This is a genomic window from Shewanella sp. AS1, from assembly GCF_021412565.1.
Lineage (GTDB): Bacteria > Pseudomonadota > Gammaproteobacteria > Enterobacterales > Shewanellaceae > Shewanella.
In genome coordinates this window covers 81,137-105,877 of record NZ_JAKCLJ010000001.1, presented here as the reverse complement: position 1 = coordinate 105,877, position 24,741 = coordinate 81,137, and the positions used below count along the sequence as shown (strand labels likewise).

Annotated in this window: 20 protein-coding genes; 14 read left to right on the top strand and 6 right to left on the bottom strand. The window is 51.3% G+C overall.

The window, feature by feature from the left end; genetic code table 11:
• Positions 1-48: 48 nt before the first annotated feature.
• Positions 49-2,913: a bifunctional [glutamate--ammonia ligase]-adenylyl-L-tyrosine phosphorylase/[glutamate--ammonia-ligase] adenylyltransferase gene (gene glnE, locus LZP69_RS00505; protein WP_234198096.1), complete on the bottom strand. Its 2,865-nt coding sequence runs from the start codon at positions 2,911-2,913 to the stop codon at positions 49-51.
• A 253-nt stretch (positions 2,914-3,166) separates the two neighbouring features.
• On the opposite strand from glnE, the gene LZP69_RS00500 reads away from it, so the two are divergent.
• From LZP69_RS00500 to LZP69_RS00465, 8 genes are all read left to right on the top strand, one after another.
• Positions 3,167-4,123 (top strand): hypothetical protein, encoded by a 957-nt coding sequence (locus LZP69_RS00500; RefSeq protein WP_234198095.1) that lies wholly within the window; start codon positions 3,167-3,169, stop codon positions 4,121-4,123.
• Positions 4,124-4,134: 11 nt separating this feature from the next.
• Positions 4,135-5,034, top strand: coding sequence for a DUF350 domain-containing protein (locus LZP69_RS00495; protein ID WP_234198094.1), 900 nt, complete (start codon positions 4,135-4,137; stop codon positions 5,032-5,034).
• Positions 5,035-5,078: 44 nt separating this feature from the next.
• The gene (locus LZP69_RS00490; protein ID WP_234198093.1) at positions 5,079-6,806 is read left to right on the top strand and encodes a polyamine aminopropyltransferase; all 1,728 of its coding nucleotides are present in this window, start codon (positions 5,079-5,081) and stop codon (positions 6,804-6,806) included.
• An 89-nt stretch (positions 6,807-6,895) separates the two neighbouring features.
• On the top strand, positions 6,896-7,309 hold the full coding sequence (locus LZP69_RS00485) for a YjfI family protein (RefSeq protein WP_234198092.1): 414 nt from the start codon (positions 6,896-6,898) through the stop codon (positions 7,307-7,309).
• A 62-nt stretch (positions 7,310-7,371) separates the two neighbouring features.
• The gene (locus tag LZP69_RS00480; protein ID WP_234198091.1) at positions 7,372-8,058 is read left to right on the top strand and encodes a PspA/IM30 family protein; all 687 of its coding nucleotides are present in this window, start codon (positions 7,372-7,374) and stop codon (positions 8,056-8,058) included.
• A 72-nt stretch (positions 8,059-8,130) separates the two neighbouring features.
• Positions 8,131-8,778 (top strand): DUF4178 domain-containing protein, encoded by a 648-nt coding sequence (locus tag LZP69_RS00475; RefSeq protein WP_234198090.1) that lies wholly within the window; start codon positions 8,131-8,133, stop codon positions 8,776-8,778.
• A gap of 66 nt (positions 8,779-8,844) precedes the next feature.
• Positions 8,845-9,177: a hypothetical protein gene (locus LZP69_RS00470; RefSeq protein WP_234198089.1), complete on the top strand. Its 333-nt coding sequence runs from the start codon at positions 8,845-8,847 to the stop codon at positions 9,175-9,177.
• Between the two features lie 139 nt (positions 9,178-9,316).
• Positions 9,317-10,141, top strand: a complete 825-nt coding sequence (locus tag LZP69_RS00465; protein ID WP_234198088.1) for an ion transporter — start codon at positions 9,317-9,319, stop codon at positions 10,139-10,141.
• Between the two features lie 16 nt (positions 10,142-10,157).
• Here the strand turns inward: LZP69_RS00465 and LZP69_RS00460 are convergent, their stop codons facing one another.
• Positions 10,158-11,642: a CYTH domain-containing protein gene (locus LZP69_RS00460; RefSeq protein ID WP_234198087.1), complete on the bottom strand. Its 1,485-nt coding sequence runs from the start codon at positions 11,640-11,642 to the stop codon at positions 10,158-10,160.
• A gap of 254 nt (positions 11,643-11,896) precedes the next feature.
• Between LZP69_RS00460 and LZP69_RS00455 the strand changes: the two genes are divergently transcribed.
• The 4 genes from LZP69_RS00455 (at position 11,897) to putA (ending at position 18,156) form a co-directional block, all read left to right on the top strand.
• A complete protein-coding gene (locus LZP69_RS00455; RefSeq protein ID WP_234198086.1) occupies positions 11,897-12,577 on the top strand; it encodes a TIGR00153 family protein in 681 nt (226 codons plus the stop codon).
• 24 nt (positions 12,578-12,601) lie between these two features.
• The gene (locus LZP69_RS00450; protein WP_234198085.1) at positions 12,602-13,870 is read left to right on the top strand and encodes an inorganic phosphate transporter; all 1,269 of its coding nucleotides are present in this window, start codon (positions 12,602-12,604) and stop codon (positions 13,868-13,870) included.
• A 200-nt stretch (positions 13,871-14,070) separates the two neighbouring features.
• Positions 14,071-14,646 carry a TIGR04211 family SH3 domain-containing protein gene (locus LZP69_RS00445; RefSeq protein WP_234198084.1) on the top strand — a complete coding sequence of 192 codons (576 nt, stop codon included), beginning with the start codon at positions 14,071-14,073 and terminating at the stop codon, positions 14,644-14,646.
• 330 nt (positions 14,647-14,976) lie between these two features.
• Positions 14,977-18,156: a bifunctional proline dehydrogenase/L-glutamate gamma-semialdehyde dehydrogenase PutA gene (putA, locus tag LZP69_RS00440; protein ID WP_234198083.1), complete on the top strand. Its 3,180-nt coding sequence runs from the start codon at positions 14,977-14,979 to the stop codon at positions 18,154-18,156.
• Positions 18,157-18,269: 113 nt separating this feature from the next.
• Here putA and cydC read toward each other — a convergent pair whose 3' ends face one another.
• Complete coding sequence (gene cydC, locus LZP69_RS00435; RefSeq protein ID WP_234198082.1) at positions 18,270-20,090, bottom strand: heme ABC transporter ATP-binding protein/permease CydC; 1,821 nt, start codon at positions 20,088-20,090, stop codon at positions 18,270-18,272.
• On the bottom strand, positions 20,087-21,886 hold the full coding sequence (cydD, locus tag LZP69_RS00430) for a heme ABC transporter permease/ATP-binding protein CydD (RefSeq protein ID WP_234198081.1): 1,800 nt from the start codon (positions 21,884-21,886) through the stop codon (positions 20,087-20,089). Before cydD ends, cydC begins: the two co-directional genes overlap by 4 nt.
• 573 nt (positions 21,887-22,459) lie before the next feature.
• Here cydD and LZP69_RS00420 point away from each other — a divergent pair.
• Positions 22,460-22,678 carry a hypothetical protein gene (locus LZP69_RS00420; protein WP_234198080.1) on the top strand — a complete coding sequence of 73 codons (219 nt, stop codon included), beginning with the start codon at positions 22,460-22,462 and terminating at the stop codon, positions 22,676-22,678.
• 110 nt (positions 22,679-22,788) lie between these two features.
• Here the strand turns inward: LZP69_RS00420 and LZP69_RS00415 are convergent, their stop codons facing one another.
• Both LZP69_RS00415 and LZP69_RS00410 read right to left on the bottom strand, forming a co-directional pair.
• Positions 22,789-23,010, bottom strand: coding sequence for a type II toxin-antitoxin system RelE/ParE family toxin (locus LZP69_RS00415; RefSeq protein WP_442800650.1), 222 nt, complete (start codon positions 23,008-23,010; stop codon positions 22,789-22,791).
• 40 nt (positions 23,011-23,050) lie between these two features.
• On the bottom strand, positions 23,051-23,293 hold the full coding sequence (locus tag LZP69_RS00410) for a type II toxin-antitoxin system Phd/YefM family antitoxin (RefSeq protein ID WP_234198079.1): 243 nt from the start codon (positions 23,291-23,293) through the stop codon (positions 23,051-23,053).
• Positions 23,294-23,685: 392 nt separating this feature from the next.
• Between LZP69_RS00410 and LZP69_RS00405 the strand changes: the two genes are divergently transcribed.
• Positions 23,686-24,618: a hypothetical protein gene (locus LZP69_RS00405; RefSeq protein WP_234198078.1), complete on the top strand. Its 933-nt coding sequence runs from the start codon at positions 23,686-23,688 to the stop codon at positions 24,616-24,618.
• Positions 24,619-24,741: the final 123 nt, after the last annotated feature.

Below are 24,741 nucleotides of genomic sequence, written 5' to 3'. Positions count from 1 at the left end.
CTCAGGCACCGAAAACCTTATCTCTGTGCCTGCATCTGCCTATGGCGCTTATTCCCCTAAGATCTGCTGATATATGGTCAAGACCCGCTCACTATGGAGGCCGACTCTCTCCACGGGCAGCACAGCTTTCGTCTGTTGCAGCGTCAGATGATGACTCTCATCACGCAGATAACAGTAAGCCTGAGTCAGGTATTGGGCGCTCATATCTGGCAACAACGCCAGATCGGCTAATACCTCAAAAATCCGCACATTATCGGACCAGGTTGCCAGCTCGGCATGCTCATGGGTATTGGCCAAAACCGAATATTGGGCGATAAACTCGATATCGGCGATGCCGCCGGGGCTCTGCTTTAGATCAAACATGCCCTCATCGACCTTGAGCAGATGCTCGCGCATCTTAAGGCGCATCTCGCGCACCTGTTTAGCCAGCTCAGCTTTGTTCCTAGGCATGGCAAGCACTTCGGCGCGCAGTTCGCTAAAACGCGCGGCTAAGCGGTTTTCGCCAAACAGGACTCGGGCGCGAACCAAGGCTTGATGTTCCCAGGTCCAGGCATCCTGTTTCTGATAAATGCCGAAGTTTTCTATCTCACTGACCAGCAAACCCGAGGCGCCCGAGGGACGCAGACGCATATCCACCTCATAGAGTTCGCCGGAGGTGGTGCGGGTAGAAAACAGGTGCAAGACCCGCTGTGCCAGTTTCAGATAGAAGTGGCCAATATCCAGCGGCCTGTCACCATTGGTCTGCTGACTGTTAGGGTATTTCTCACTGCTATAGTCATGCAGAAACACCAGATCCAGATCTGAGCCATAGCCCAGCTCTATCCCGCCAGCCTTACCATAGCCGATAACGGCAAAGCCCAGCTCGCCATTCTCAAGATGGGGCGGCACCCCATGACGGGCAGAGATCTGTTGCCAGGCCTGGGTGATCACTTGCTCAATGATGGCTTCGGCCAGGAAGGTTAAGTGATCGCTCACCTGCATCACGGGCAGCACGCCTGTGACATCAGCGGCGGCGATCTTAAGCTGCTGCGACAACTTAAACTGCCGCAGCGCCTCCATCTGCTGCTCCATATCATCCTCGGGAACCCGCAGTAGATACTGGCGCAGCTCACTGGGGTAATCATCCAGGGAAGTGGTATCGTAGAGCTGCGCCGGATCGATCAGCTCATCGAGCAGCATGGGAAATTTCGCCAGTTGCTGGCCTATCCAGGGACTGGCGAAACAGAGACTCACCAGCTGCTGCCGGGCGCCGGGGTTTTCGAACAGCAGCTCTAAATAGGTGGTGCGAGTGAGGATCTGATCCAGCACCTTGGCCACATCGGCAAATGCCTTAGAGGGATTAGGCAGGTGGGTAAACTCCTGCAGCAGGAGCGGCATCAGCTTGTCGAGCGTATCGCGCCCCCGCGGGCCTATGGTGCGTTTGGCCACGCTGTCGCGCCAGGTTTTCAGCGCCGGCCAGAGGGACTCATCCTCTATGCCATGCTCCTGAATAAGACTCTGACCATAGCCGTCCTCTTTGACGCTCCAGAGCTGCTGAGTCCAGAGCTCATTGGCCTCATCACTCTCCTGTCCGCCGACCGTATCTTTAAAGTAGCGGTGGATCTTGGTCATGGCAGACTCTATCTCGGCGCGCAGCTCATTCTCGCTCGCGATTCCCATGCCGTAACAGAGGCGCTGCCAGTTAAGCTGGGTCGAAGGCAGGGTCTGGGTCTGCTGATCGGCTATCGCCTGCAATAGGTTTTCGACCCTGCGCAGTAGCAGATAGCTGTGTTTAAGTTCATCCACCGCCAGATACTCGAGTTGCCCCAAGTTGTAGAGGGTATCGATGGCGGCAAACAGGCTCTGCTGCCTCAATGCCGGTTCCCGCCCGCCGCGGATCAGCTGGAAACTCTGCACCACGAACTCCACTTCGCGAATACCGCCGGCGCCGAGTTTAATATTGTCGGTCAGCTGCCGCCGCCTCACCTCCTGGGTGATCAGCTGTTTCATCTTGCGCAGGGATTCGATGGCAGAGAAATCGATATAACGTCGGTAGACGAAGGGGCGCAGCATGTCGTGCAGCTCGTCGGAGAAACCACTCCAGGGGCCGAGAGCGCGCGCCTTGACCATGGCATAACGTTCCCAGTCCCGGCCCTGCTCCTGATAGTAATCCTCCAGGCCACTGAAACTGACCACCAGTGGGCCACTCTCGCCATAGGGGCGCAGGCGCATATCCACCCGGTAGACGAAGCCATCTGTGGTCACCTGATTCAGCAGGTTAATCAGATGCTGGCCCATGCGGATAAAGAACTGTTGATTGTCCAGAGCCCGCCGCCCCCCTCGGGTTTCGCCATGTTCGGGGAAGGTAAAGATAAGATCGATATCGGAAGAAAAATTGAGCTCGCGGCCACCGAGTTTGCCCATGCCTAAGATCATCAGAGGCTGTGGATTGCCCTCACTGTCACAGGGAGTGCCGTACTGCTGACACAGCTTCTGGTAGATCCAGTCCCGGGCGGCGATGATGAGCGCCTCGGCCAGGGCCGAGAGATCCAGCAGGGATGTTTCCAGATCCACATAACCTAAGAAATCTCGCCAGGCCAGACACACCATCTGCCGATTGCGATAACGGCGCAATATGCCCTTGGCCTGCTCCTCATCACTTACCCCATCAAGCAGGGAGGCCAGCTCATGGGAGAAGACCTCACGATCTAACCTTTCCAGTTGCCCTTCAAACAGAGGCACGACCCAGTTAGGATAACGGCTAAGCTGCTCGGCAACAAATTCACTGAGCCCCATGATGGTCTTTAACTCGGCTTCCTGTTCCTGGGTCAGCTGCTCTGCCGAATCTGGCCATAACTGCAGCATGCGCTGCCAATAGTGCTCGGCAACTCGTGCTATCTCTTGGGGTAAAACCTGACTGCTATTTTTTTCCATTGCCCAAACACTTCCTAACCATTAATACACCGACATAATATGTCTTGAGTCAAACTCGATATCTGTCATAATCATCTAACATAACGCAATAAATATCATCAGCCTTGCTATCCAACTGAAAATGCTATGGATAGCACTCGGGTCGCATCTAGGCTTTACTATAACCCATCTGATAAGGATATTATGCAAGATATGGGTCACCGGGCTAGCGAGATTGCCCGATTTAACACTCAACGCACTTTATGGAGAACACATGGCAGCTATGCTTATGCGAATGTTTCCTCTGTTGCTGCTCCTGCTCCTTGGGGGCTGTGGCGATGACAGACCGGAAAGGATTGCCCAATTTCAGCAATTGGCACAGGAGCGGGTAGCTTATTTAGGTTCGGCCCTCGAAAAGGGGGAGATACGTAATGCTAACCTGCTTAAACAATACGCCAATCTGCTACAAACTCAAAAGCCTGAGTTGACTCCCCTGCTAGAGGAGCTGGCCAAAGACGCTTCCACCCAAGGGCCTATGTATAACTCCCTCAAGCGCCGCCTTGAAGAGTTGGGTAATAGCAGTAATTTTGTCGATCTGGATCAGCAGCTCGAAGAGGCGCAAAACCTCTATCAGGCCGCCGACCCGAGTCTGTACAACGATATGCTGTCAGATCCGGTCAATGTGGTCGCCGATATGTCAAACGGTGCCCTGGCCAGAGTCAACGCCATCAGCCGCGAAGCGGCGGTATTAGCTAACGGCGCCGAGGATTTTGGCGCCGGCAGCCAACTGGTGGGCAATCCCGCCTACGGCAGCTGGCAAACCGGCTCTAACGGTATGTCGTTCTGGGCCTGGTATGGCATGTACTCCATGTTCTCTAACTTAGTCCGTGGCCCAGTCTCTTACGATCGCTGGTCGAGTCGCCGCGATTACAGCTACTACAATGATGTTGGCCGCTATCGCTACACCTCACCCAAGCAGGCACAAGCGCAAAACCAGACCTTTGAGCGCACCAAGAAGCAGTTCAATAACCAGGGTAAGCGTTTCGACAGCCCCTATGCCAAGTCCCGCGCAGGCTCAACCAGCCTATCGAGACAGAGCAGCAGCGCCCCCAAAGCCAGCACGGTCGGCAAGCGCAGTTCAGGCAGCAAGTTTCGCTCAAACTACGCCAACAGCAGCAATTTTAGAAATTCAGGCAGCCGCACTACCCGCGGTGTTCGTCGCGGCAAATAAAGGAAATTAAGATGACCATTTTTGAACAATTCGGCATCAGCCAGCAACTTGCCATCATACTCGGTATCGATCTGGCGATAGCCATCGCCCTGTTAACAGCAATGCGTTATCTACAGGGCTGGAGCGTCAAAGTCAGCAGCACCCACGAACTCGCGGAGCGGGATAATTTCGCCTTTGGCATCAGTACGGCCGGCGCGGTCGCAGGCCTTGGCATAGTGCTGAGCGGCGCTATCACAGGCGAGGCGGCGCAATCCTACGCCATTGAAGCCATGGGTATGACGGCTTACGGCGTCTTCGGCTTGATTCTGATTAAGTTTGGCCGCTTGCTGCACGATAAAATCGCCCTCAATGAGATAGACAAAAATACCCTGATCCTTAAAGGTAATATCCCGGTCGCCATAGTGGATGCCACCGCGGCTATTGCCACCGCCATCATTATTCGCGCCGTGCTGATTTGGGTCGAAGATCTCACCTTAGATACCTTTATCGCCATCTTCAGCGCCTTTATTATCTCCCAGCTGATGTTAGTGCTGCTGATCCGCATGCGTGAGAAAGGCTATGCCAAACGTCAGCAGAATGGCTCGATGCAGCAGGCTCTCGTCCAGGGAGAAACCGCCCTCGCCATTCGCCACAGCGGTTATATGCTGGCCATGGCGCTGAGCTTTAATGCCGCCAGTCATTTCATCATCTACTCGCCCGCAGCCTACCTGAGTAATCTGGTGGGCTGGCTTGTCTTCTCTGTCATCATGCTTATCGCTCTGTCGCTGCTGCAGACCTTAGTGAAGAAGTTAGTGCTTGCTCACATCGATATCGCCACCGAGGTAGAGCAGCAGCAAAATATCGGCATCGCCACGGTGGAGCTGGCTATCAGCATCGCCATCGCCCTGATCTTGACCAGCCTGATGGTCTAGGTGACACGCATTGCTATGGGTGCTAAGGATGATAACTGCGAAATATGACAGCTAACTCTGCCCCCGCGCCAACTCAGCTTGGCGCCAAGAAACTGAGCTGGTTTGACGACTTCCTGTTGCTGGGCATTATGGCAGTGTTGGCCGCCTGCGGTCTTATCTACGAATACCTGCTCTCCCACTATGCTGGGCGAGTGCTAGGGGCATTAGAAGCGGCCATCTACACTATGATAGGCCTGATGATAGTCTCCATGGGCGTCGGCGCCTTTGCCGCCCGCAAGATCCGCTGCGCCTTTACCGGCTTTGCCATTTTGGAACTGAGCGTCGCCCTGATCGGCGCCTTAGCCATCTTAGTGGCCGCGGCGGTAATTGGTTTTGGCCAGCAGTTGCCTATGATCATTGCCAATACGGTCGGATTGCCGCCGGATCAACTTCCCCAGGGCGGCTTTATCGGCACCTTGCAGCGACTGAGTGAATACTTACCTTACTTTTGGGGTATACTGCTTGGCTTGATGATAGGCATGGAGATCCCGCTGATCGCCAGGGTCAGACAATCTCTGTGCGACGCCCACCTGCTGCACAATGCCGGCACCATCTATGGCGCTGACTATATTGGCGCAGGCATAGGCGCCGCCATCTGGGTGACCCTGATGCTGGCCATAGATATTCAGTTGGCCGCCGCCCTCACCGCCAGTTTTAATCTGTTAGCGGGCCTGCTGTTTATCTGGCGTTTTTGGCACAAGATCCGCCGGGTAAAACTCCTGCTGGCAGGCCACCTGCTAGCCAGTCTGGTCTTGCTAATTTTGGCCAGTCATGGCCCCAAATGGGAGCAGGATTTTAATAACCTGCTTTATAAAGATAAGGTGATTTTTGCCAAGGCCACACGTTTTCAGCAGCTCACCTTTACCGAGCGGCTCAGAGGCAATGATCTCCCACCTGTCTATTCCATGTATATCAATGGCAGGCTGCAGTTCTCGAGTGTGGATGAGCATATCTACCACTCATTTTTGGTGCATCCGACCCTGGAGGCCAGCGCACGCCGGGATAAGATATTGATCATAGGCGGTGGCGATGGCCTGGGCTTGCGGCAAGTGTTCAAATGGCAGCCTAAACAGGTCACCTTAGTGGATCTCGATGCCGACTTAGTCAGGCTGTTTCAGGCTGGCGAAAGCGCCATGCCACAGAGACTCTATCATGCCCTGAAACAGCTCAATGCTGATGCCCTTAACGACAAACGCCTGGAGCTGATTTTCGATGATGCCTTCAACGGCATGGATAAGCTGATTAAACGCGGCGATAAATATGATGCCATCATAGTGGATCTGCCCGACCCCAGTCATCCGGATCTAAACAAGCTGTATTCCGATCTCTTCTATCGAAAACTCAAGGAACTGCTCAGCAGCGATGGCGCACTGACGGTGCAATCCACCTCGCCCTATCACGCGCCCAAGGCCTTCATCTCCATAGGTAAAACCTTGGCTAGCAGCGGTTTTACCGTGCAGCAGTATCATCATAATGTGCCCAGCTTCGGCGAGTGGGGCTGGAGCATAGCCACGCTTTCAGGCCGAGATGCCAAACAGCGATTGACGCACTTAACTCATTTATCTATCGAGGAGAATTGGTTAACGCCTGGACTTATCAAGGCCAGTTTCGAGTTCCCCGGCGACTATTATGACAAGGCCGATGAGGTTGAGATCAATGCCATAGGCTCGATGCAGCTGTATCGCTACCATCAGCAGGCCTGGTCGGAGACACAAAATGTGCCCCTCTTCTGATAGAGAGTGTTAAATGCAAAAAATGCACTTGACATATTATGTCTCAGTGCTATCTTTAATCGCAGACATAATATGTCATAAGGACAAGTATGAACATTCACAAGATTGCTAACCACCTGAACAACCTGGGCGAACAGGGTCACACAGGCTTTCAATTTGACTGCTATCCCATAGACGGCGATGTCGAGGTACTGCAGGTCAATATCGTCGGACGTGAAGAGATCCCACTCTTCGTGTCGGTCACAGGTAACCAGATCCTCTGCATCAGCTACCTGTGGGGCGAAAATGAGGTCAAGCAGGCGCGTCGCAGCGAGATGTTTGAAACCATGCTGGAGCTGAACATCCCTATGCCGCTGTCATCCTTTGCAAAAATTGATGACAAATACGTGGTCTACGGTGCGCTCTCGCTGCAATCGAGCATGCAAGAGATAGAACAGGAGCTGTCTGTACTCTCGGACAACTGCCTCGAAGTGATTGATGAACTCAGCGATTTCTTAAACTGATCATCCCGAATTAATCATGCAGTGGCTGACAGACAGGCCGATGCACTAGAAGGAGTCTCATTATGGGCATTCTAAATAAGATTTTAACCGCGTTTCGCGGCGGCGCGACCGAAGTCGGCCAAAGTATCGTCGATGCCAATTCGACCCGTATTTTTGAACAAGAGATCCGCGATGCCGAGAAGCATCTGACCAAGGCCAAACGCGAACTGACAGACGTGATGGCCAAAGAGATGCAGGCCAGCCGTGAGATCGATCGCCTCAAACGTGCTATCAGCGAACATGAGGGTTATGCGACTCAGGCACTGGATAAAGGCAATGAAACCCTGGCACTGGAAGTGGCCGAAAAGATTGCCCAACTTGACGAAGAGCTGGCCGAACAGCAAACGGCCAACGACAGCTTCAGCGCCCACGCGGCTCGCCTAAAAGAGTTAGTGCGTAAAACCGAGCGTCAGTTGGCGGATTACCAGCGTCAGCTCTCTATGGTCAAGACCACAGAAAGCGTGCAGAAGGCCACGGCCAGCATCACTGACTCCTTTGCCAGCAGTAACTCTAAGCTGCTCAATGCCAAAGATTCATTAGAGCGCATCAAGGCGCGTCAGCAACAGTTTGACGATCGCCTCAAGGCCTCTGAAACCTTAGCCGAAGAAAACAGCGATAAATCGCTACAGGCAAAACTGGCCGAAGCGGGGATTGGTGAGCAGAAATCCACTGCCAATGCCGTGCTCGACCGAATCAAAGCCCGTAAGTAATCACCACCCTTGAAAGCACCGGCCAGTTAACAGGCCGGTGCTTTAGTTCATTTTCAGTGTCAGGAGTTCTGCATGGGATTTTTATCTGGGCTGTTTGGTAAGAAAGCGCCCCCGCCCCGTGAGCTTAATCACCCAAACCAGCTACAAACGGGCGATATGGTCACCCTGGACGACAGCTTCGCCCTGCCGCCACAACTCAGGGGACAGCAGCTGCGCGTCGAGGCAGTGAATACCTATGAGTTTGAACGCAAACAACTGACAGAATGGGTACTTAAAGGCCATGGCAGTGACACGCTTTATCTGTCACTGGATGAAGATGACGATACCGCTTTGGTGTTTTCACTCAAAATCAACCGCGCTCAGGTGGAGCAAGTGTTCGATCTCGACGCCTTCAGCGACATTTTTGAGCAGGACATTCAGGCGCAATTAGCGGTTCAATCCCCAGTGCCCGAGGCGTTATCCCAGTGGCTGGGCAAGCAATATCATCAGATCAATTTCGCCCAGTTTGGCTATTTTCACCGGGAAGACTACCGCAATCTGCGCCCACCCCAGGATGAGGGTCATACTATGGGCGAGCCTTTTGAGCACTATCTGTTACTCGATGAAGAGGAACAATTTGCCCTCGAGGTGGAGGTGTATGAAGATGGCGATACCGATGTGCTGCTGAGTCTCTATCGCCCCTTGAGTGACATTCGTGAATACTGGCCTAGCAATAGCTGATCAGATAAACCAGATGCCCATTGCCTCTTAGTAGAGTATAAGAGCGCACTAAGCTAAGGTGAGACAATGACCAAGAGCAAGAATCCACTGCCAGAACAGTGGCAGCAAAACCAGAACGCCGCCAAAGCCACCCAGGTCGCCTTCGACCTCGACGAGAAGTTTCAGTACTCTATCCGCAAGGCTGCGCTGGATGCCGGGGTGAGCCCCTCGGATCAGATCCGCAATATCTTGGGTCTATCTGTCACTAAAAGACCCAAACGGCCGCGACTAACTGTCTCCCTGAGTCTGGAGGATTACCAGCTTCTGGCCGAAAAATATCAGCTGGATCCCAACGAGCAACTGGAGATAAAACGCCGGGTTCTCGATGACTTGGTTCATTTTGTCACAGGAAAAGATTAGACTGAGCCTGAGACCCTAGCTTTCGCTGGCTCTATGCAATAGGCACAGCGGCGAGATAAAAAGAGACAGATTCAATTTGATTTGAGTGCGCAGACCAAATTGGCTAGGTCGAGCGCATTAGCTTTTAGGAAGATTTTTCATGGCAGAGAAAAAGCGTTGGCAACTCCCCCTGACCCAGTCACCGACGCCATTCCAGTTAGCAATGATGATACTCTCTTTCATCTCAGTGATTATCGTGTTGCTGCTCACCTTTGCCAAGTTAGATCAGGAAACCCGCCGACTGCTGCTATTTATCGACACAGGCATCTGCACCATCTTCATCAGCTATTTCTTTGCCTGTCTGTTTCGCGCCGACGATAAAGGTGCCTACCTGAAACAAAACTGGATCGATCTTATCGCCAGTGTGCCCGCTATCGAACCACTGCGTATGGCAAGGTTGTTCCAGATCCTAAGGGTGATCCGCCTGCTGCGCATGACCCGCTCTATCTTGATCCCCATGATGCGCCAGCGCCGCCAAGCCACTCTGGCCAGCCTGCTTGTGGCCATGGTGGGCATACTTGCCACCTCCTCTATTCTGATCTTAATCGTCGAAAATGGCGTGCCCGAGGCCAACATACACACAGCCGAACATGCCATCTGGTGGAGCCTGGTCACCATCTCCACCGTAGGTTACGGCGACTATTACCCTGTGACCACAATCGGTCACTTCATCGGCGGCATAGTGATCCTCTGCGGCGTCAGCTTCTTCGGGGTGATCTCGGGTTATATGGCGTCTCTGTTTATCTCCCCCGATGAGAGCGAAAAGCTGGAAAGCCAGCGCCAGGAGCTACGCTGTGAGATTGAGACAGCCTTATCGCGCATGGAAAACAATCAGGCTCTGCTTCTGCAAGAAATCAGCGAGCTTAAGCGTCAGCTTGATGAGAAAGACTCACAGGCTGCGCCCAAATCTGAAAGCAAAGAATAACGAGTTTAACCCGCAATTAGCGCCAATAAGGCTGCGCCTTGAGCGCGCTGCGACGGGTATGTTCCATGGCAAACAGCAGACTCTGCTCCATATTATCCAGCCAAAGCTGCAGCGCCTTATCGCTGCCGTCCAGCTGCCTCAGTAGACGGTAGGCCGCCAGAGTGCGTATACCTAAGATAAGATCCTGCCAGGGCGCCCTAAACTGATCCCGCGACTTGGACGAATAGAGCTCGCCATAGGCCATGCCCACTAAGATGCTCTCATCCAGCGCCTTGGCAAACTGCTGATAATCTTCGCTACTCAGTGCCACTTCCGAGGGCATCAATTTTACGATTCGCAGCCATGAGGCTTCCTGCATCTCGTCGGCAAACTGCTGCAAGTCCTGCTGCTTAGTCAAGTTGAGCTTACCGGCGCGGCACTGAAACAGCAGTTTCACTAAGGTCAGCTGCAGATGGCCATAGCGGATATCCTGCAGCATAGCGTCGATCGCCTTTGGCATATTAAGAGAGTCGAGCCGCTGCCTTGCAAGCTCGATAAGCCCCTCGGCCTTAGCGTCTGGCAGATCGGCGCCCTGCAGTTCATCATCTTGCAGCACTTGCACCAGACTCTGCCCCTGCTCGACAAAATCCAGATAGCCTTCGAGACCAGCAAACTCATCTTCAAGCTGAGGCGTTAACAGATTAAACTGCGACAGTGAGCAGCGCAGCAGACGAATACAGGAGCGCAGACGGTAACTCAGCAAGGGTTGCTGCTCCAGGCTGGCATCGAGCAACATGGCTTCCAGCCCCTGCCAACGCTCAAGACCCGTGCTTAAAAGCGCAATAAAGGCCTGCTTAAGATCTTTTACCTCACCGAGCTGAATAAAGGTGAGCGCCTCCAACTGCAAAGGACTGGACATGGCCGCCAGCCGATAGCCGCGTTGGGCCTTGCTCGCCTGGCCGAGACGAGCCGGAATTTGCGCCGTGACTCGCTCCCCAAGGCTCAAGAGCGCCTGAGTCTCACCGGCCAAAAGCTCGAATTCCAGTTCGCAAATAGGCTCACTCAAACCATTGGCGCTGATGCTGCCGATATCCAGCGCCACTTCGACCAGGCTCTCTTCTATATAGATATGCCAGGTCTGACGGGTAAAATCGGTATCAAACAGGCAGTGGAGTTCATTGCCCACTTTGGCCAAATCGGCGCTATCGGGCCAGATAGTGTCAGGGAAAAGGGCTAAATTCACCTTTGCTTGATCGATATCAACATTGTATTCGGGGCGGGAGTGCACGCCGCCTATTACTGTGCCTGCGGTTTTGATTGTCTGTTCAAAGTGGCCATCGCAGCCTCGAATACGTAGACCCATGTCCCATTTTCGCAACTGTAATGCTTGAGTATCGAAATAACTATTTGTGAGATGTTTCGATCCTTTTGTTTCACTATGAGGTAGACTATCTAATAGCGAAATTAAGGCTTCTCTTTCTTTTTCGGGGAAAAATAGCTTAAGTTCTATTTCGGCTTCCATTCGCCAATTGCTCGCTTTTTGATTAATTTTAGGGTGGTCGTCATAAATAGATCATGCAAAGGTAACCAAAGCTTCATAATGTCATATTTCTGCAATAAATGACCTTTACCATGACGCTTGGTGAGTTTATATATAACTCGTTAGAATAAAAACTACGTTTTTTTATAAAAAAACACAGTTTCAATACGCGGTCGCTTGGGTTAACATGCGCCCGCATTTTCCAACAGTGGAATAACCTAAATAGGTAAACGGCAATGCCAGTAAACTCTATTTTGGGCGTGTTTGCAAAATCGCCAATTAAACCATTACAAGAACATATCGACAAAGTGTACGACTGTGCGTCGATTCTTGTGCCTTTTTTTGAAGCTACTGTCGCAGGTGACTGGGACAAAGCGGTTCAACTTCGTAAGCAGATCAGCCAAGCCGAAAGAGAAGCTGACGAACTCAAGCGTGAGATCCGTCTGACTCTGCCTGGTGGCCTGTTTATGCCAGTTGAACGAACTGACTTACTGGAGCTACTTACCCAGCAAGATAAGATCGCTAACAAGGCGAAAGACATTTCAGGTCGTATTATCGGCCGTCAATTACTTGTCCCAGCAGCAATTCAAGATCCTTTTTCTGCTTATCTACAGCGTTGTCTCGATGCTGTTGCCCAAGCAAAACAAGCCATCAACGAACTCGAAGATCTGTTAGAAGCGGGCTTTCGTGGGCGTGAAGTCGATCTTGTCGCTAAGATGATCGGTGAACTCGACCTCATTGAGGAAGATACCGATGATTTACAAATTAAGATACGTCGACAGTTATATAGCATTGAGAATGAGCTAAATCCGGTCGATGTGATGTTCCTTTATAAGATAATTGAGTGGGTTGGAGACTTAGCAGATCTTGCTGAGCGTGTCGGTTCCCGCCTAGAGCTAATGTTAGCTCGCGTCTAAAACACAAGTTATCAAGGTATCAACATGGTTGATGTATTAGTCACCAATGGGCCATGGCTTATCGCCTTTGCAGCCGCATTTGGTTTTTTAATGGCGTGGGGTATTGGCGCAAACGATGTCGCCAATGCAATGGGAACCTCTGTAGGTTCAAATGCCATTACTATTAAACAAGCAATCATTATCGCAATGATATTCGAATTCGCCGGCGCCTATCTGGCCGGTGGTGAAGTTACCAGCACTATCCGTAAAGGGATCATAGACTCAAGCTATTTCATCGATGTGCCTGAGTTATTGGTCTACGGTATGATCGCCTCGCTGCTTGCAGCTGGGATCTGGCTGGTTGCAGCGTCAGCACTGGGCTGGCCTGTATCCACTACCCACTCGATTGTGGGTGCAATCGTAGGGTTTGCTGCCGTAGGTGTTAACCCAGAATCAGTGGCCTGGGGCAAGGTAACAGGTATTGTTGGCTCATGGATTATCACCCCTGCCATCTCTGGTTTTATCGCTTTCTGTATCTTCCAAAGTGTACAGAAGCTGATCTTCAATACAGAGAAACCACTGGATAACGCCAAGCGTTATGTGCCTTTCTACATGGCATTGGCTGGCTTTGTGATGTCACTTGTGACCATCAAGAAAGGCCTTAAGCACGTAGGCTTGCACTTCTCTAACGGTGAAGCCTATGCCCTTGCCGTAGGGATTGCCGTTCTGGTGGGTATTGGCGGTATTTTCGCCATTAAACGCCTGAAGATGGACCCTAGAGCGGATCATAAAACCCAGTTCCTCAATGTGGAAAAAGTGTTTGCCATCCTAATGGTAGTGACCGCATGTTGTATGGCATTCGCTCACGGCTCAAACGATGTGGCAAACGCTATTGGCCCCTTAGCCGCCGTGGTTTCTGTGGTTGAAAGTGGTGGCGTGATCAGCAGTAAAGCCGCGCTCACCTGGTGGATTCTGCCTCTGGGTGCCGTCGGTATTGTGATGGGTCTGGCTATCTTTGGTAAGCGCGTAATGCAAACCATAGGTAAGAACATTACTCACCTAACCCCAAGCCGTGGTTTTGCCGCCGAGCTGGCCGCAGCATCGACTGTAGTCATCGCCTCGGGTACGGGTCTGCCTATCTCCACCACACAAACCTTAGTAGGTGCGGTATTGGGTGTGGGTATGGCGCGTGGTATTGCAGCGATCAATATCGGCGTGGTACGTAATATCGTAGTCTCCTGGGTGGTTACCCTGCCTGCAGGTGCCGGCCTGTCGATCATCTTCTTCTTTATGATCAAAGGCATTTTTAATTAACCTTAGAGTTAATTACCCCCTAAAAAGGAAGTCACAGGACTTCCTTTTTTTATGCCCTGTGACTTCCCCTATTTTTTACTGCTGCCCCCTAGAATCAGAGCCGTCTGTACAAATTGACCAGAAGAAGCACGCAAGTAGCACTTGCAAAAAGCGCCCTGAATCCCTAGCATGTGGCAATATTTCGTTGAAGAGAACTCAAAGTGTTAAGACTCTTATCTACCCTAGCTATGATGTCGCTGTCGTTTAATCTCTTGGCAGCCGAGCCTAACCGTTATATTTCCGATAACGTGTTCACCTATGTCCTTGGTGGTCCCAGCACTCAATACCGTATTGTAGGCAGTGTCGAAGCCGGTCAACCTGTTACTTTCCTGGGCGAAACCCAGGGCGACTACAGCAAGATAGTCGACCATAAAGGCCGTGAAGGCTGGGTACAAACCGAGATGCTCAGCAACACTAAAAGCTTCCGTATTCAGTTGCCAGAAGTGGAAGCCAAACTGGAGTCAATTCAGTCTAAGTATGCCGACCTGAAAAACCAGAGCAGTGATGGTCAGCAGCTCATCAGCCAGCTGAAATCCCAACTGGCCAACGCCGAGAAGCAGTTAGCCAGTGTCACCAGCGAGCGCAACAAGGCGACCAGCGAATTGGCCAAACTGCGTAACGATGACCGCTATGAACTGCTTAAGCAGGGCGGTATGATTGCCGGTGCAGGTCTGCTGATCGGAGTAATTATCGCCTATCTGCCAAGGCCCCGTCGCCGCCAGAAGAATCGTTGGTGATATCCGTTTTTAATAACAAGTGTTATTAAAAGCTCACCACCAAGAAAGCCAGCGTATCAAGCGCTGGCTTTTTGCTATTATTTTGCCAGTAAACCCCTCCCAAATGGCTCAAGTCAAACATCAGAAAACCCTTATAAACACTGGGTTTGCACCATACCAACAGGATCGAAATCAAACAAAGTTCACAATAGATCTTGTAATAGTGTTCCTCGTCACATTTTGTATGTATAATCGGCGCGCGAAAGGCGCCAGATTGTATACAAAAATAATGAAGCGCCATTATTACCTATCAAAACTGTCCCTAATTTAGGTCAGGTGGAAGTAATTACTATGTTCAAAGCAAGTGAAGTTCTGACTGGTCGTTATGACTCAGCTACCCTGGATGAGCTTTTTAACGCAATTACCGATAACTACATTGTCGACGAAGAACAATACCTCGGTGAATTGATCAAGCTTGTTCCCTCAGATGAGGCTGAAATCCAACGGATCACCCAGCGCGCCCATGAGTTAGTCACTAAGGTGCGTCAATACGATAAAAAGGGTCTGATGGTTGGTATCGATGCTTTCTTGCAACAGTACAGTTTGGACACACAAGAGGGGATCATCCTGATGTGTCTGGCTGAAGCCCTGCTGCGTATTCCCGATGGCGCCACCGCCGATGCACTGATTGAAGATAAGCTCTCGGGTGCGAAATGGGACGAACACATGAGTAAGAGTGATTCAACCTTAGTCAACGCCTCGACCTGGGGACTGATGTTGACGGGTAAGATCATCAAGCTGGACAAAAATATAGACGGTAAGCCAAGCAGTCTGCTTAATCGTCTGATCAACCGTTTAGGTGAGCCTGTTATCCGTCAGGCCATGCTGGCGGCGATGAAGATCATGGGCAAGCAGTTTGTCCTTGGCCGTACCATCAACGAAGCCCTGAAAAACAGCAACGATAAGCGCAAACTCGGCTACACCCACAGCTACGATATGCTGGGTGAAGCCGCGCTGACCATGAAAGATGCCTTCAAATATTTCGACGATTACTCCAATGCGATCCAAGCCTTAGGCGAGCAGGAGTATGACGAAACCGAGGCGCCGCGCCCCACCATCTCTATCAAGCTCTCTGCCCTGCATCCTCGCTACGAGGTTGCCAACGAAGAGCGCACCATGACAGAGCTGTACGACACGCTAGTCAAACTGGTATCTCAGGCTCGCAGCCTAAATGTAGGTGTATCTATCGATGCCGAAGAAGCCGACCGTTTAGAGCTCTCTCTTAAACTGTTTGAAAAACTCTACCGCAGTGATGCCGTTAAAGGTTGGGGACTGCTCGGCATAGTGGTACAAGCCTACTCGAAACGCGCCCTACCCGTACTCTGCTGGCTGACAAAACTCGCCAAAGAGCAAGGAGATGAGATCCCGGTTCGTCTGGTGAAAGGCGCTTACTGGGACAGCGAGCTGAAATGGGCACAGATCGCCGGTGAAGGCGGTTACCCACTCTACACCCGCAAGGCCAGCACAGATGTGTCATACCTTGCCTGTGCTCGCTACCTGCTCTCGGATTGGACCCGCGGTGCCATTTACCCGCAATTTGCCAGCCACAATGCCCAAACCATAGCCGCGATCACCGCCATGGCTGGCGATCGTCTGTATGAGTTCCAACGTCTGCACGGCATGGGTGAAGAGCTGTACGACACGCTACTCGCCGAGGGCGGCGTGGAGAAGGTGCGTATCTACGCCCCTGTGGGAGCTCACAAAGATCTGCTGCCATACCTGGTGCGTCGTCTACTTGAAAACGGCGCTAACAGCTCATTTGTGCACAAATTGGTGGATCCTAAGACCCCAATAGACTCTTTGGTTGTCCATCCTTTGACGACCCTGAAAAGCTACAAAACCCTGGCAAATAACAAAATTGTTCAGCCAGCCGACATCTTCGGTGCTGAACGTAAAAACTCAAAGGGAATGAACATGAACATCATCTCGGAATCCGCCCCCTTCTTCGCGGCATTAGAGCAATATAAAGACACAAGCTGGACAGCCGGCCCAATCGTCGACGGCGAGACCCTAAGCGGTGAAACAGTCGATGTGCTCAGCCCTTACGACACCCGCCAAGTGGTCGGTCAGGTCAGCTTCGCAGGAGCACAGGCCATAGAGCAGGCACTTTCCAGCGCCCATCAAGCTTTCGGTGACTGGTGTGCAACGCCGGTGGAAGTACGCGCTAACGCCCTGCAAAAACTGGCGGATCTGTTAGAAGAGAACCGCGAAGAGCTGATTGCCCTGTGTACCCGTGAAGCGGGCAAGAGCATTCAGGATGGTATCGATGAAGTGCGCGAAGCAGTGGATTTTTGTCGTTACTACGCAGTTCATGCCAAGAAGATGATGGGCAAACCCGAGCTGCTGCCTGGCCCCACTGGCGAGCTTAACGAGCTGTTCCTGCAAGGCCGCGGCGTATTCGTCTGTATCAGCCCCTGGAACTTCCCACTGGCGATTTTCTTGGGTCAAATTACTGCAGCTTTGGCTGCGGGTAACACAGTCGTGGCTAAGCCTGCCGAGCAGACCTCTATCGTAGGTTACCGCGCGGTGCAGCTGGCTCACCAAGCCGGTATTCCGGTTAAGGCGCTGCAATTCCTTCCTGGCACAGGTGCCACAGTAGGCGCGGCGATCACCAGCGACGAGCGCATCGGCGGCGTCTGCTTTACCGGCTCGACCGTGACTGCAAAACGAATCAACCTGACCCTGGCCGAGCGTAAAGGTGCCATCATTCCATTGATCGCCGAAACCGGTGGTCAGAATGCCATGGTAGTGGACTCGACCTCTCAGCCTGAGCAGGTGGTTAACGATGTGGTTTCCTCCTCGTTCACCAGCGCGGGCCAACGCTGCTCGGCCCTGCGGGTACTCTTCCTGCAAGAAGAGGTTGCCGAGCGAGTGCTGGATGTCCTCAAAGGCGCCATGGATGAGCTGAGTATCGGCGATCCAAATCTGGTGAAAACCGATGTGGGCCCTGTGATCGACGCCACTGCCCAAACCAACCTGAATGCCCATATCGACCATATCAAGCAGGTCGGTCGTCTGGTTAATCAGCTTGAACTGCCAGCAGGCACAGAACATGGCCATTTTGTGGCACCGACTGCAGTAGAGATCGACTCTATCAAGGTGCTGGAGAAGGAACATTTCGGTCCTATCCTGCACATTATTCGCTACAAGGCGGCGGATCTGCCTAAGGTGATTGATGAGATCAACTCCACAGGTTTCGGTCTGACACTGGGCATCCACAGCCGTAACGAGAGCCATGCGATGGAGCTGGCCAGCAAGGTAAATGTGGGTAACGTCTATATCAACCGTAACCAGATTGGTGCCGTGGTGGGCGTACAGCCCTTCGGCGGTCAGGGTCTGTCGGGCACAGGTCCTAAAGCCGGTGGCCCACACTACCTGACCCGTTTCGTGACCGAGAAGACACGCACCAACAACATCACCGCTATCGGTGGTAATGCGACCCTCTTGTCTCTGGGTGATAACGAGGAATAAGCCATAAGCGACAATGCGGTATAACTGCTTGAGTTAGCTTAACGCTCTCCTAAAAAGCCAGTTGCAATGCAACTGGCTTTTTTGTGCTTTGCTTTTTGAATAGTGTTAAGGGATTAACCCAGCTGACGATGCAAACTGGCGTAATAGTCATCCTGCTGTAGCAGGCTCTGATGACTGCCACTGACGCGGATTCTCCCCGCCTCCATCAGATGAATTTCATCCATCTGTGACATGACAGTGAGCCTATGACTTATCATCAGCAGCGTCTTGTGTTGGGCAAATTCCAGCAGCAACACCATGATCTCCCGCTCTGTCGCTTGATCTAACCCTTCGGTTGGCTCATCGAGCAGCAAGAGCGGCGCATCACGCAGCAGCAGACGCACCACACCGATACGGCGCTGCTCGCCGCCAGAAAGCTGCCGACCGCCTTCACCTATCCAGCAATCCAGCGGCTTGTCGCCTTGAGTCAAACTGCCAAGCCCCACCCGTTCTAGCACCTCAATTAACTTAGCATCATTGGCTTCCCGTGCCTGTTTTCGCTCAGCTCTCGTCAAGGGTTTCGAGTCGGTATCGACTTGTTCGGCTTGCGCCAAAGTCAGGTTATCCCTCAGGGTGCCGGCAAACAGATAGATACGCTGGCTCATTACCCCTATGCCGGCTCTGAGCTCGGCCTCGCTGTATGCCTCAATCGGCTTACCGTCGAGCAATATCTGCCCCGACTGCGCCTGCCACTGACGCAAAATCAGCGATAACAAGCTGGATTTACCGCAGCCAGTTTGCCCCAGCAGGGCCACCTTATCACCGGCCTTCACCTCAAAGTCGATGCCATCGAGCACCTTGCTACCCTGCCCGCCATAGCTAAAATCCAGCGCCTTGATACTCAACTCACCCCGGCTCACCTTATGGGTGCTTGATGAATCGAACTGGATACTTGGCGACTGCTCGGTTATCTCACTCACCCTGCTGGCTGCGCTGACACAGGCCGACAGATGCTGAAACGCGCCAGCAACAGGCATCAGCATCTCGATACAGGCCAGTGTCATAAACACCACCAGCGCCAACATAGGCCCGGGCGGCAGGGACTCGCCCACCCCATCGGCGGCCAAGTAAAACAGCACCAGCAGCGCCAAACCATGACAGAGCACCAGCATGGCCTGACTCCGCGCCGTCACTTTCACCATAGCCTCCTGACTGGCAAACAGCCTGGCCTGAGCCTCGTCCAGCGCGTGGCGATAACGGGGCAAGGCACCGAACAGGGTCAGCTCCGCTTGCCCCTGCAGGTATTCCAGCATAGTCACTCTGAGCCTGCGCTTATCTTCCAGCTGCTCGATCCCCGGCCTGTGGCCAAGACGGTAAAACAGCAGAGGCAATAACAACCAAAACAGCAGCAATAGCCCACAGAGGATTGACGCCAGACGAGGGTCGAACCAGCCCAGAAACAGGTAGAGCGCCCCTATCATCAACAAAGATGCCGCCACAGGCGTTAGCAAGCGCAGATAGAGATGATCTAAGGTATCGATATCGGCCACTAAACGATTGAGCAGATCGCCGCCCCGCAGCCCTTTTAAGTCCTGGGCGCTCAGGGGCAAGAGTCGTCGCCAGGTCCAGCATCTTAGCTCCGTCAGCAGCTTAAAGGTGGCCTCATGGGTGGCGAGACGCTCACCATAACGGCTTACCGTGCGGGCGATCGAGAGAAAACGCACCCCACCCGCCGGGGTGAAATAGTTAAAAGCCTGGGCGGTTATCACACTCAGGCCCGCCACGGCCGTGGCCGAGAGAAACCAGCCAGACAATGACAGCAGGCCGATCCCCGCCAGCAGAGTGATCACGCTCAATAGCAGACCAATGGACATCATCAGCCACTGACGCTTAAACAGTTTTAGAAATGGCAGTAGTTGAGTTAGCTGTGTTAGCTGAGTTAGCTGAGGCTTCATAGGTTCACCTCATCGATTGAGTGGGGCAGTTGATGACACATCTTCTTAAACAAACCTGGCTGCTGACTCAACTCCTGATAACTGCCCTGCTGCACCAGCAAGCCTTTATCTAAAACCAAGATCTTGTCCATCTCAGTTAAGGCATCCAATCTGTGGGTCACCATCAAGCTGGTGATACCCGCACTTGCCTGAGTAATCGCGGACATCACCGCCCGCTCGCTGATGCTGTCTAGGCTGGCTGTGGGCTCATCGAGCAGAAACAGCTTAGCTTGTTGCCCAAGTGCGCGCGCCAGACAGAGCCTTTGCGCCTGCCCAACGGACAAACCGCCACTCTGCTCGCCAATAGGATAGTTAAGCCCCAGCGGCTGCTGGCGCACAAAATCGCCGATATTGGCCCTGTCCAGCAGCCCATAAACCTCGGCTTCGCTCATAGTGGGATCGCTTAAGGCCACATTGTCGAAGATGGTGCCATAAAACAGCTGCGGCTCCTGCCCCAGCCAGGCAAGATGACGGCGATAATCGACTCTGTCTAGCTCTCTAAGCTCAATACCGTTGATCTGTACCGAGCCGGTATAAGGCAGAAAACCCAGCAACATATTAAGCAGACTGGTTTTGCCTGCGCCGCTTGGCCCCACCAAGGCCAGCTGCTCGCCCGGGCTTAAGGTCAATGACAGCGGCCCGGCTAACACCTCGCCATCTGGATTCAACACACTCACCTCTTGCAAGGTTAGCGTGAGCGGCTGCTGGCTATTAAACGCTTGCGCTTTGGCTTTATCGCTATCAGCCTCAAGATCGTGCTCAAGCAGCGTCATCAAGGCCTCGGCCGCACCTATGGCCTGTGCCTTGGCGTGATAATGAGTACCGAGATCCCGAAGCGGCTGATAAAACTCAGGCGCCAAGATCAGCACAAACAGGCCGGTAAACAAGGTCAGCCCGGCACCATAATGGCCGAAATCCAGATGGCCTAAATAGCTAAAGCCGAAATAGACCGCCAGCACGGCAATGGAAACGGCGGCAAAAAACTCAAGCACAGCCGAGCTTAAAAACGCCATGCGAAGCACTGCCATAGTGCGACTGCGAAACTCCTCCGATGCGGTTTCAATCGCCTTAATCTCGCTGTCACCGCGATAAAAAAGCTTGATGGTCTGCATCCCTTTTAAGCGATCCATAAAGTGGCCGCTCAGTCTGGCCAGTGCACTGAAATTCTTGCGATTAGCATCGGCCGCGCCCATGCCAACTAAGATCATAAAGAGTGGAATGAGCGGCGCCGTGGTCAGCAGAATAAGCCCTGCCGCCCAGTTGATAGGAAACACCACGGTCAAGATAGTCAATGGGATAAAGCCCGCCAGCAGCATCTGCGGCAGGTATTTGGCATAGAAATCCTGCAGGTCTTCCACCTGCTCCAGCACGATACTGGCCCAGCTGCCCGCTGGCTTGCCTTTGATAAACACAGGCCCCAGCTCGGTGAGTTTATCTAAGACAGATTTTCGAATAGCGCCGCGCAGCAAACGCCCGGCGCGAAAGCTCACCCGTTCGCGGGCATACACAAGCACGGCGCGCAGCAGGATAAGGCCGCCGAGCAGATAAAAATGAGTGATAAATTCCGCCTTGGGACGCGACTCGATAATCATCCCCTGCAGCAGGGTCGAGAGCAGATAGGCCTGCAGCACCAGCGCCAGAGCGGTTAACACACCCAGTAACACAGTTAAATTGAGATAAACGCCACAGGCCGACTTTTGCTGTTTAAGCCATCGAGCTAAATTTTTTTCCAGGACTTTTTCGAGGTTTTTATCCATGAAACTCCGAGCGATTTAAGGCGAGAATATTAGGGTCTGTTGACCTTTGAAGGTTAAATTTTGTTCGAGATAAAAGCGTTTTAGGCGAGGCAAGTTGTATGTAGCTTAGTCGCCTAAGTCAGTACCACTTAACGAAGCATAAAACGCTTTTAGCCGAACCCTTCGGGCAGCGTTTGTTGGGGCTTTCTACCGCGTTATCGCCTTTTTATGTAGAACAACTACACCGCAAAGGCTCTGCCTTGTATAAAACCCCAACAATTCGCTGCAAAAATCATCAGCAAAGGTCAACAGACCCTAGCGATTGATAAGCTGAGTATCGCAGGCTCTTATTCAGGAATAAACCTCTAATAAATCAAGAGCCAGCTAATTGCTATCGACCTCACAAAATTGAGCTAGATCAAAAAACGGTGAGCTTGGTTTTATCTTGGTCGTGCCAGAACCAAGAGCAACAAAGTCATGCTTTTTAACGCTATTGATTCAGCTTGATGTCAGTTCCCCCTTTCTGCTACTTTGTTGAGCAGGTGACTGATCTTCCCCCAAACAATTAACGCAATAAACTAAGGATAGGGTTGTATGAAAAATTATTTGTCTATCTTGTCAGCACTGCTATTGCTACAAGCCTGTAGCGGTATGCAGCCATATCATGAGAACGGTACAGAAACCCGAATTTCCCCCGAGACAGGTCAGGAGGAAGATGTGGGCTATATTGCCGTTGGTGTGAAGTCTGATGAAGACGAAAAGGTCGATCTCAACTTCCCGAAAAAAGAGCAGACGACTAATAAAGGAAACTAAGATCCACTATTTAAACTATTGATTTAATGTGGTTTTGTTGTGACTTTGATTGGCCTAATACGGCTACAACTAAAATGAAGTCTTGTTCCTTGGTGAAGTAAACCATGTGTTTACCTCATGTGTTTACCTATAGGGAAGTAAAAACCATTTGGGACTATGTCACTGCAGCTTCTTGCTAAATCAGGGTTCTCGGCCAACATCTGCAAACCTGACGTCAGAGTGACTCTATACTTGTCCCACTGCAACTGGGAAAAGTTTTCCACTGTGTAAGTTTTGACTTTAGTTAAGTGCTCCTGCGCTAACTGACTGAGCTTATAGCTTCTCTTTTCCATGAGCTATTCCATGAGACGTGCCGATCAGCACAAAGCCCCGCTAAAGCGACTTCAGAAAACTTTCCCCGTCAACCACTGCACCTTTTTTCAGGTTGTCCTTAGCCGAATCGAAGCAATGCTTAAGGTATTCGGCCTTCATCGCCTCAAGTGCTTCAAAGTCTCTAATAGACATCACCACCACAGCATCTTTGCTGTTTTTGCTAATTTTCACCGGTTCCCGCTGGGCGCTTAGCAGCAACTCACCAAAGTTTCGCTTCGCATCATTGGCCGTTAATGTTTGCATGTTCAAGTCCCCAACAGAGTGTTTAGTGCATACAATATTCAGTAAGTGTATGTGTATCGCACAAAATGGTCAATTTGATTAAATCGTGCGATTTGTTCAACTGGAAACTCAGTTTTATCGAGTTTTGAATCACCTGCGGTGGGTGCAGTATAGGGATATACCAATGTCGTGATCGCAGATACATGTATGAACGACCTTCTGTGTAGGCGCTGCTTCGGGGCGCTTTACGCCATCCATGGCCGCTTAACGAAAAAATCCCTGTTTTCGATACCCTCAGCAGCATCTACACTCGGGTATTATCACCTCTTCGATTTAGCCGTATTTGTAGTCGCTTTTTGGAATTATCAAATTGACCAAATTCTATTAATGCTACAGAGTATTCTGAGAATGTATTGACTACGATTGCTTTTACTGAGGATGTTATGACGGATTATAGCTTTGTCAGTCGCACACCTATCTATAAAGTACACAAGCTTAATAGAGAAGAGTTTAATGACTACAAAAAATGTTTGACTAACCTTATCCAAATTTCCAAATTCGAAGAATTATACGACCAAATAGTTCAATCACATCTAGAGTACAAGACTTTTCTTTATGAGTCTCTTATCAAATTTTCGAGCATGAACGGCTTACTGGAAAATCAAAGCTATGACTACAAACTAAAAGCTAATCGCCTACTCTGCTCCACTCTTAATTTTGCAAAATTTTATCTAGATAAAAGCTACAAGGAAGAACGGTCGTTTATATCTAAACTTACAGGAAATAAGCAGAATAACCGGTCAGTTAAGTTAATACGAGAGAGGCTTTTTAACGAAAGCGATGCCTATGCCATCGGTGAATCTTTACGCAACTATGCTCAACACCACTCATTGCTCATAGATTCATTTACATTTGGCTTTCATGAAAAAACACTTCTTTTTTACTCTTGCCTAGACAAAAATAAGTTCACAACATTTATTAGAGCTCGTGGCCAATCGAAGGCTACGCTCGATCGACTGCTCAATGCCGTTGAAAAAAACTGTTATCAAGAAAAAGGGGTAGATTTACATAAAGTTATTGATGAATTCGTGTACTCAATAGGTAAAATCCACGAACATAACAGAGAAGAATATCGGGGCATTATAGCTGACAGTTACTCTAAGCTAGACCAACTAGTTAATGTGTTTCCAGAATCAAAGTATTATGAGCTAAAGGAGGGTGAAACACGCATTATCATGAACTTCAAAAGAATAAAACGAACCATTGATTACATCTGCCAAAAGCAAGCTTTCACTATTCCATTTCATTTATTTGAAACAACCACATACCCACCAAATAAAGTATGAATAACCATTTCAAATCTGTATCTCAATTTGCTGCAAGATGTATCCTTGCCTACGCAGTTAAAAATAATTCCACAGTGTAGGTGCGGCTGAGACCTTCGACAGCATGGATGCTGTCGCAGAGCC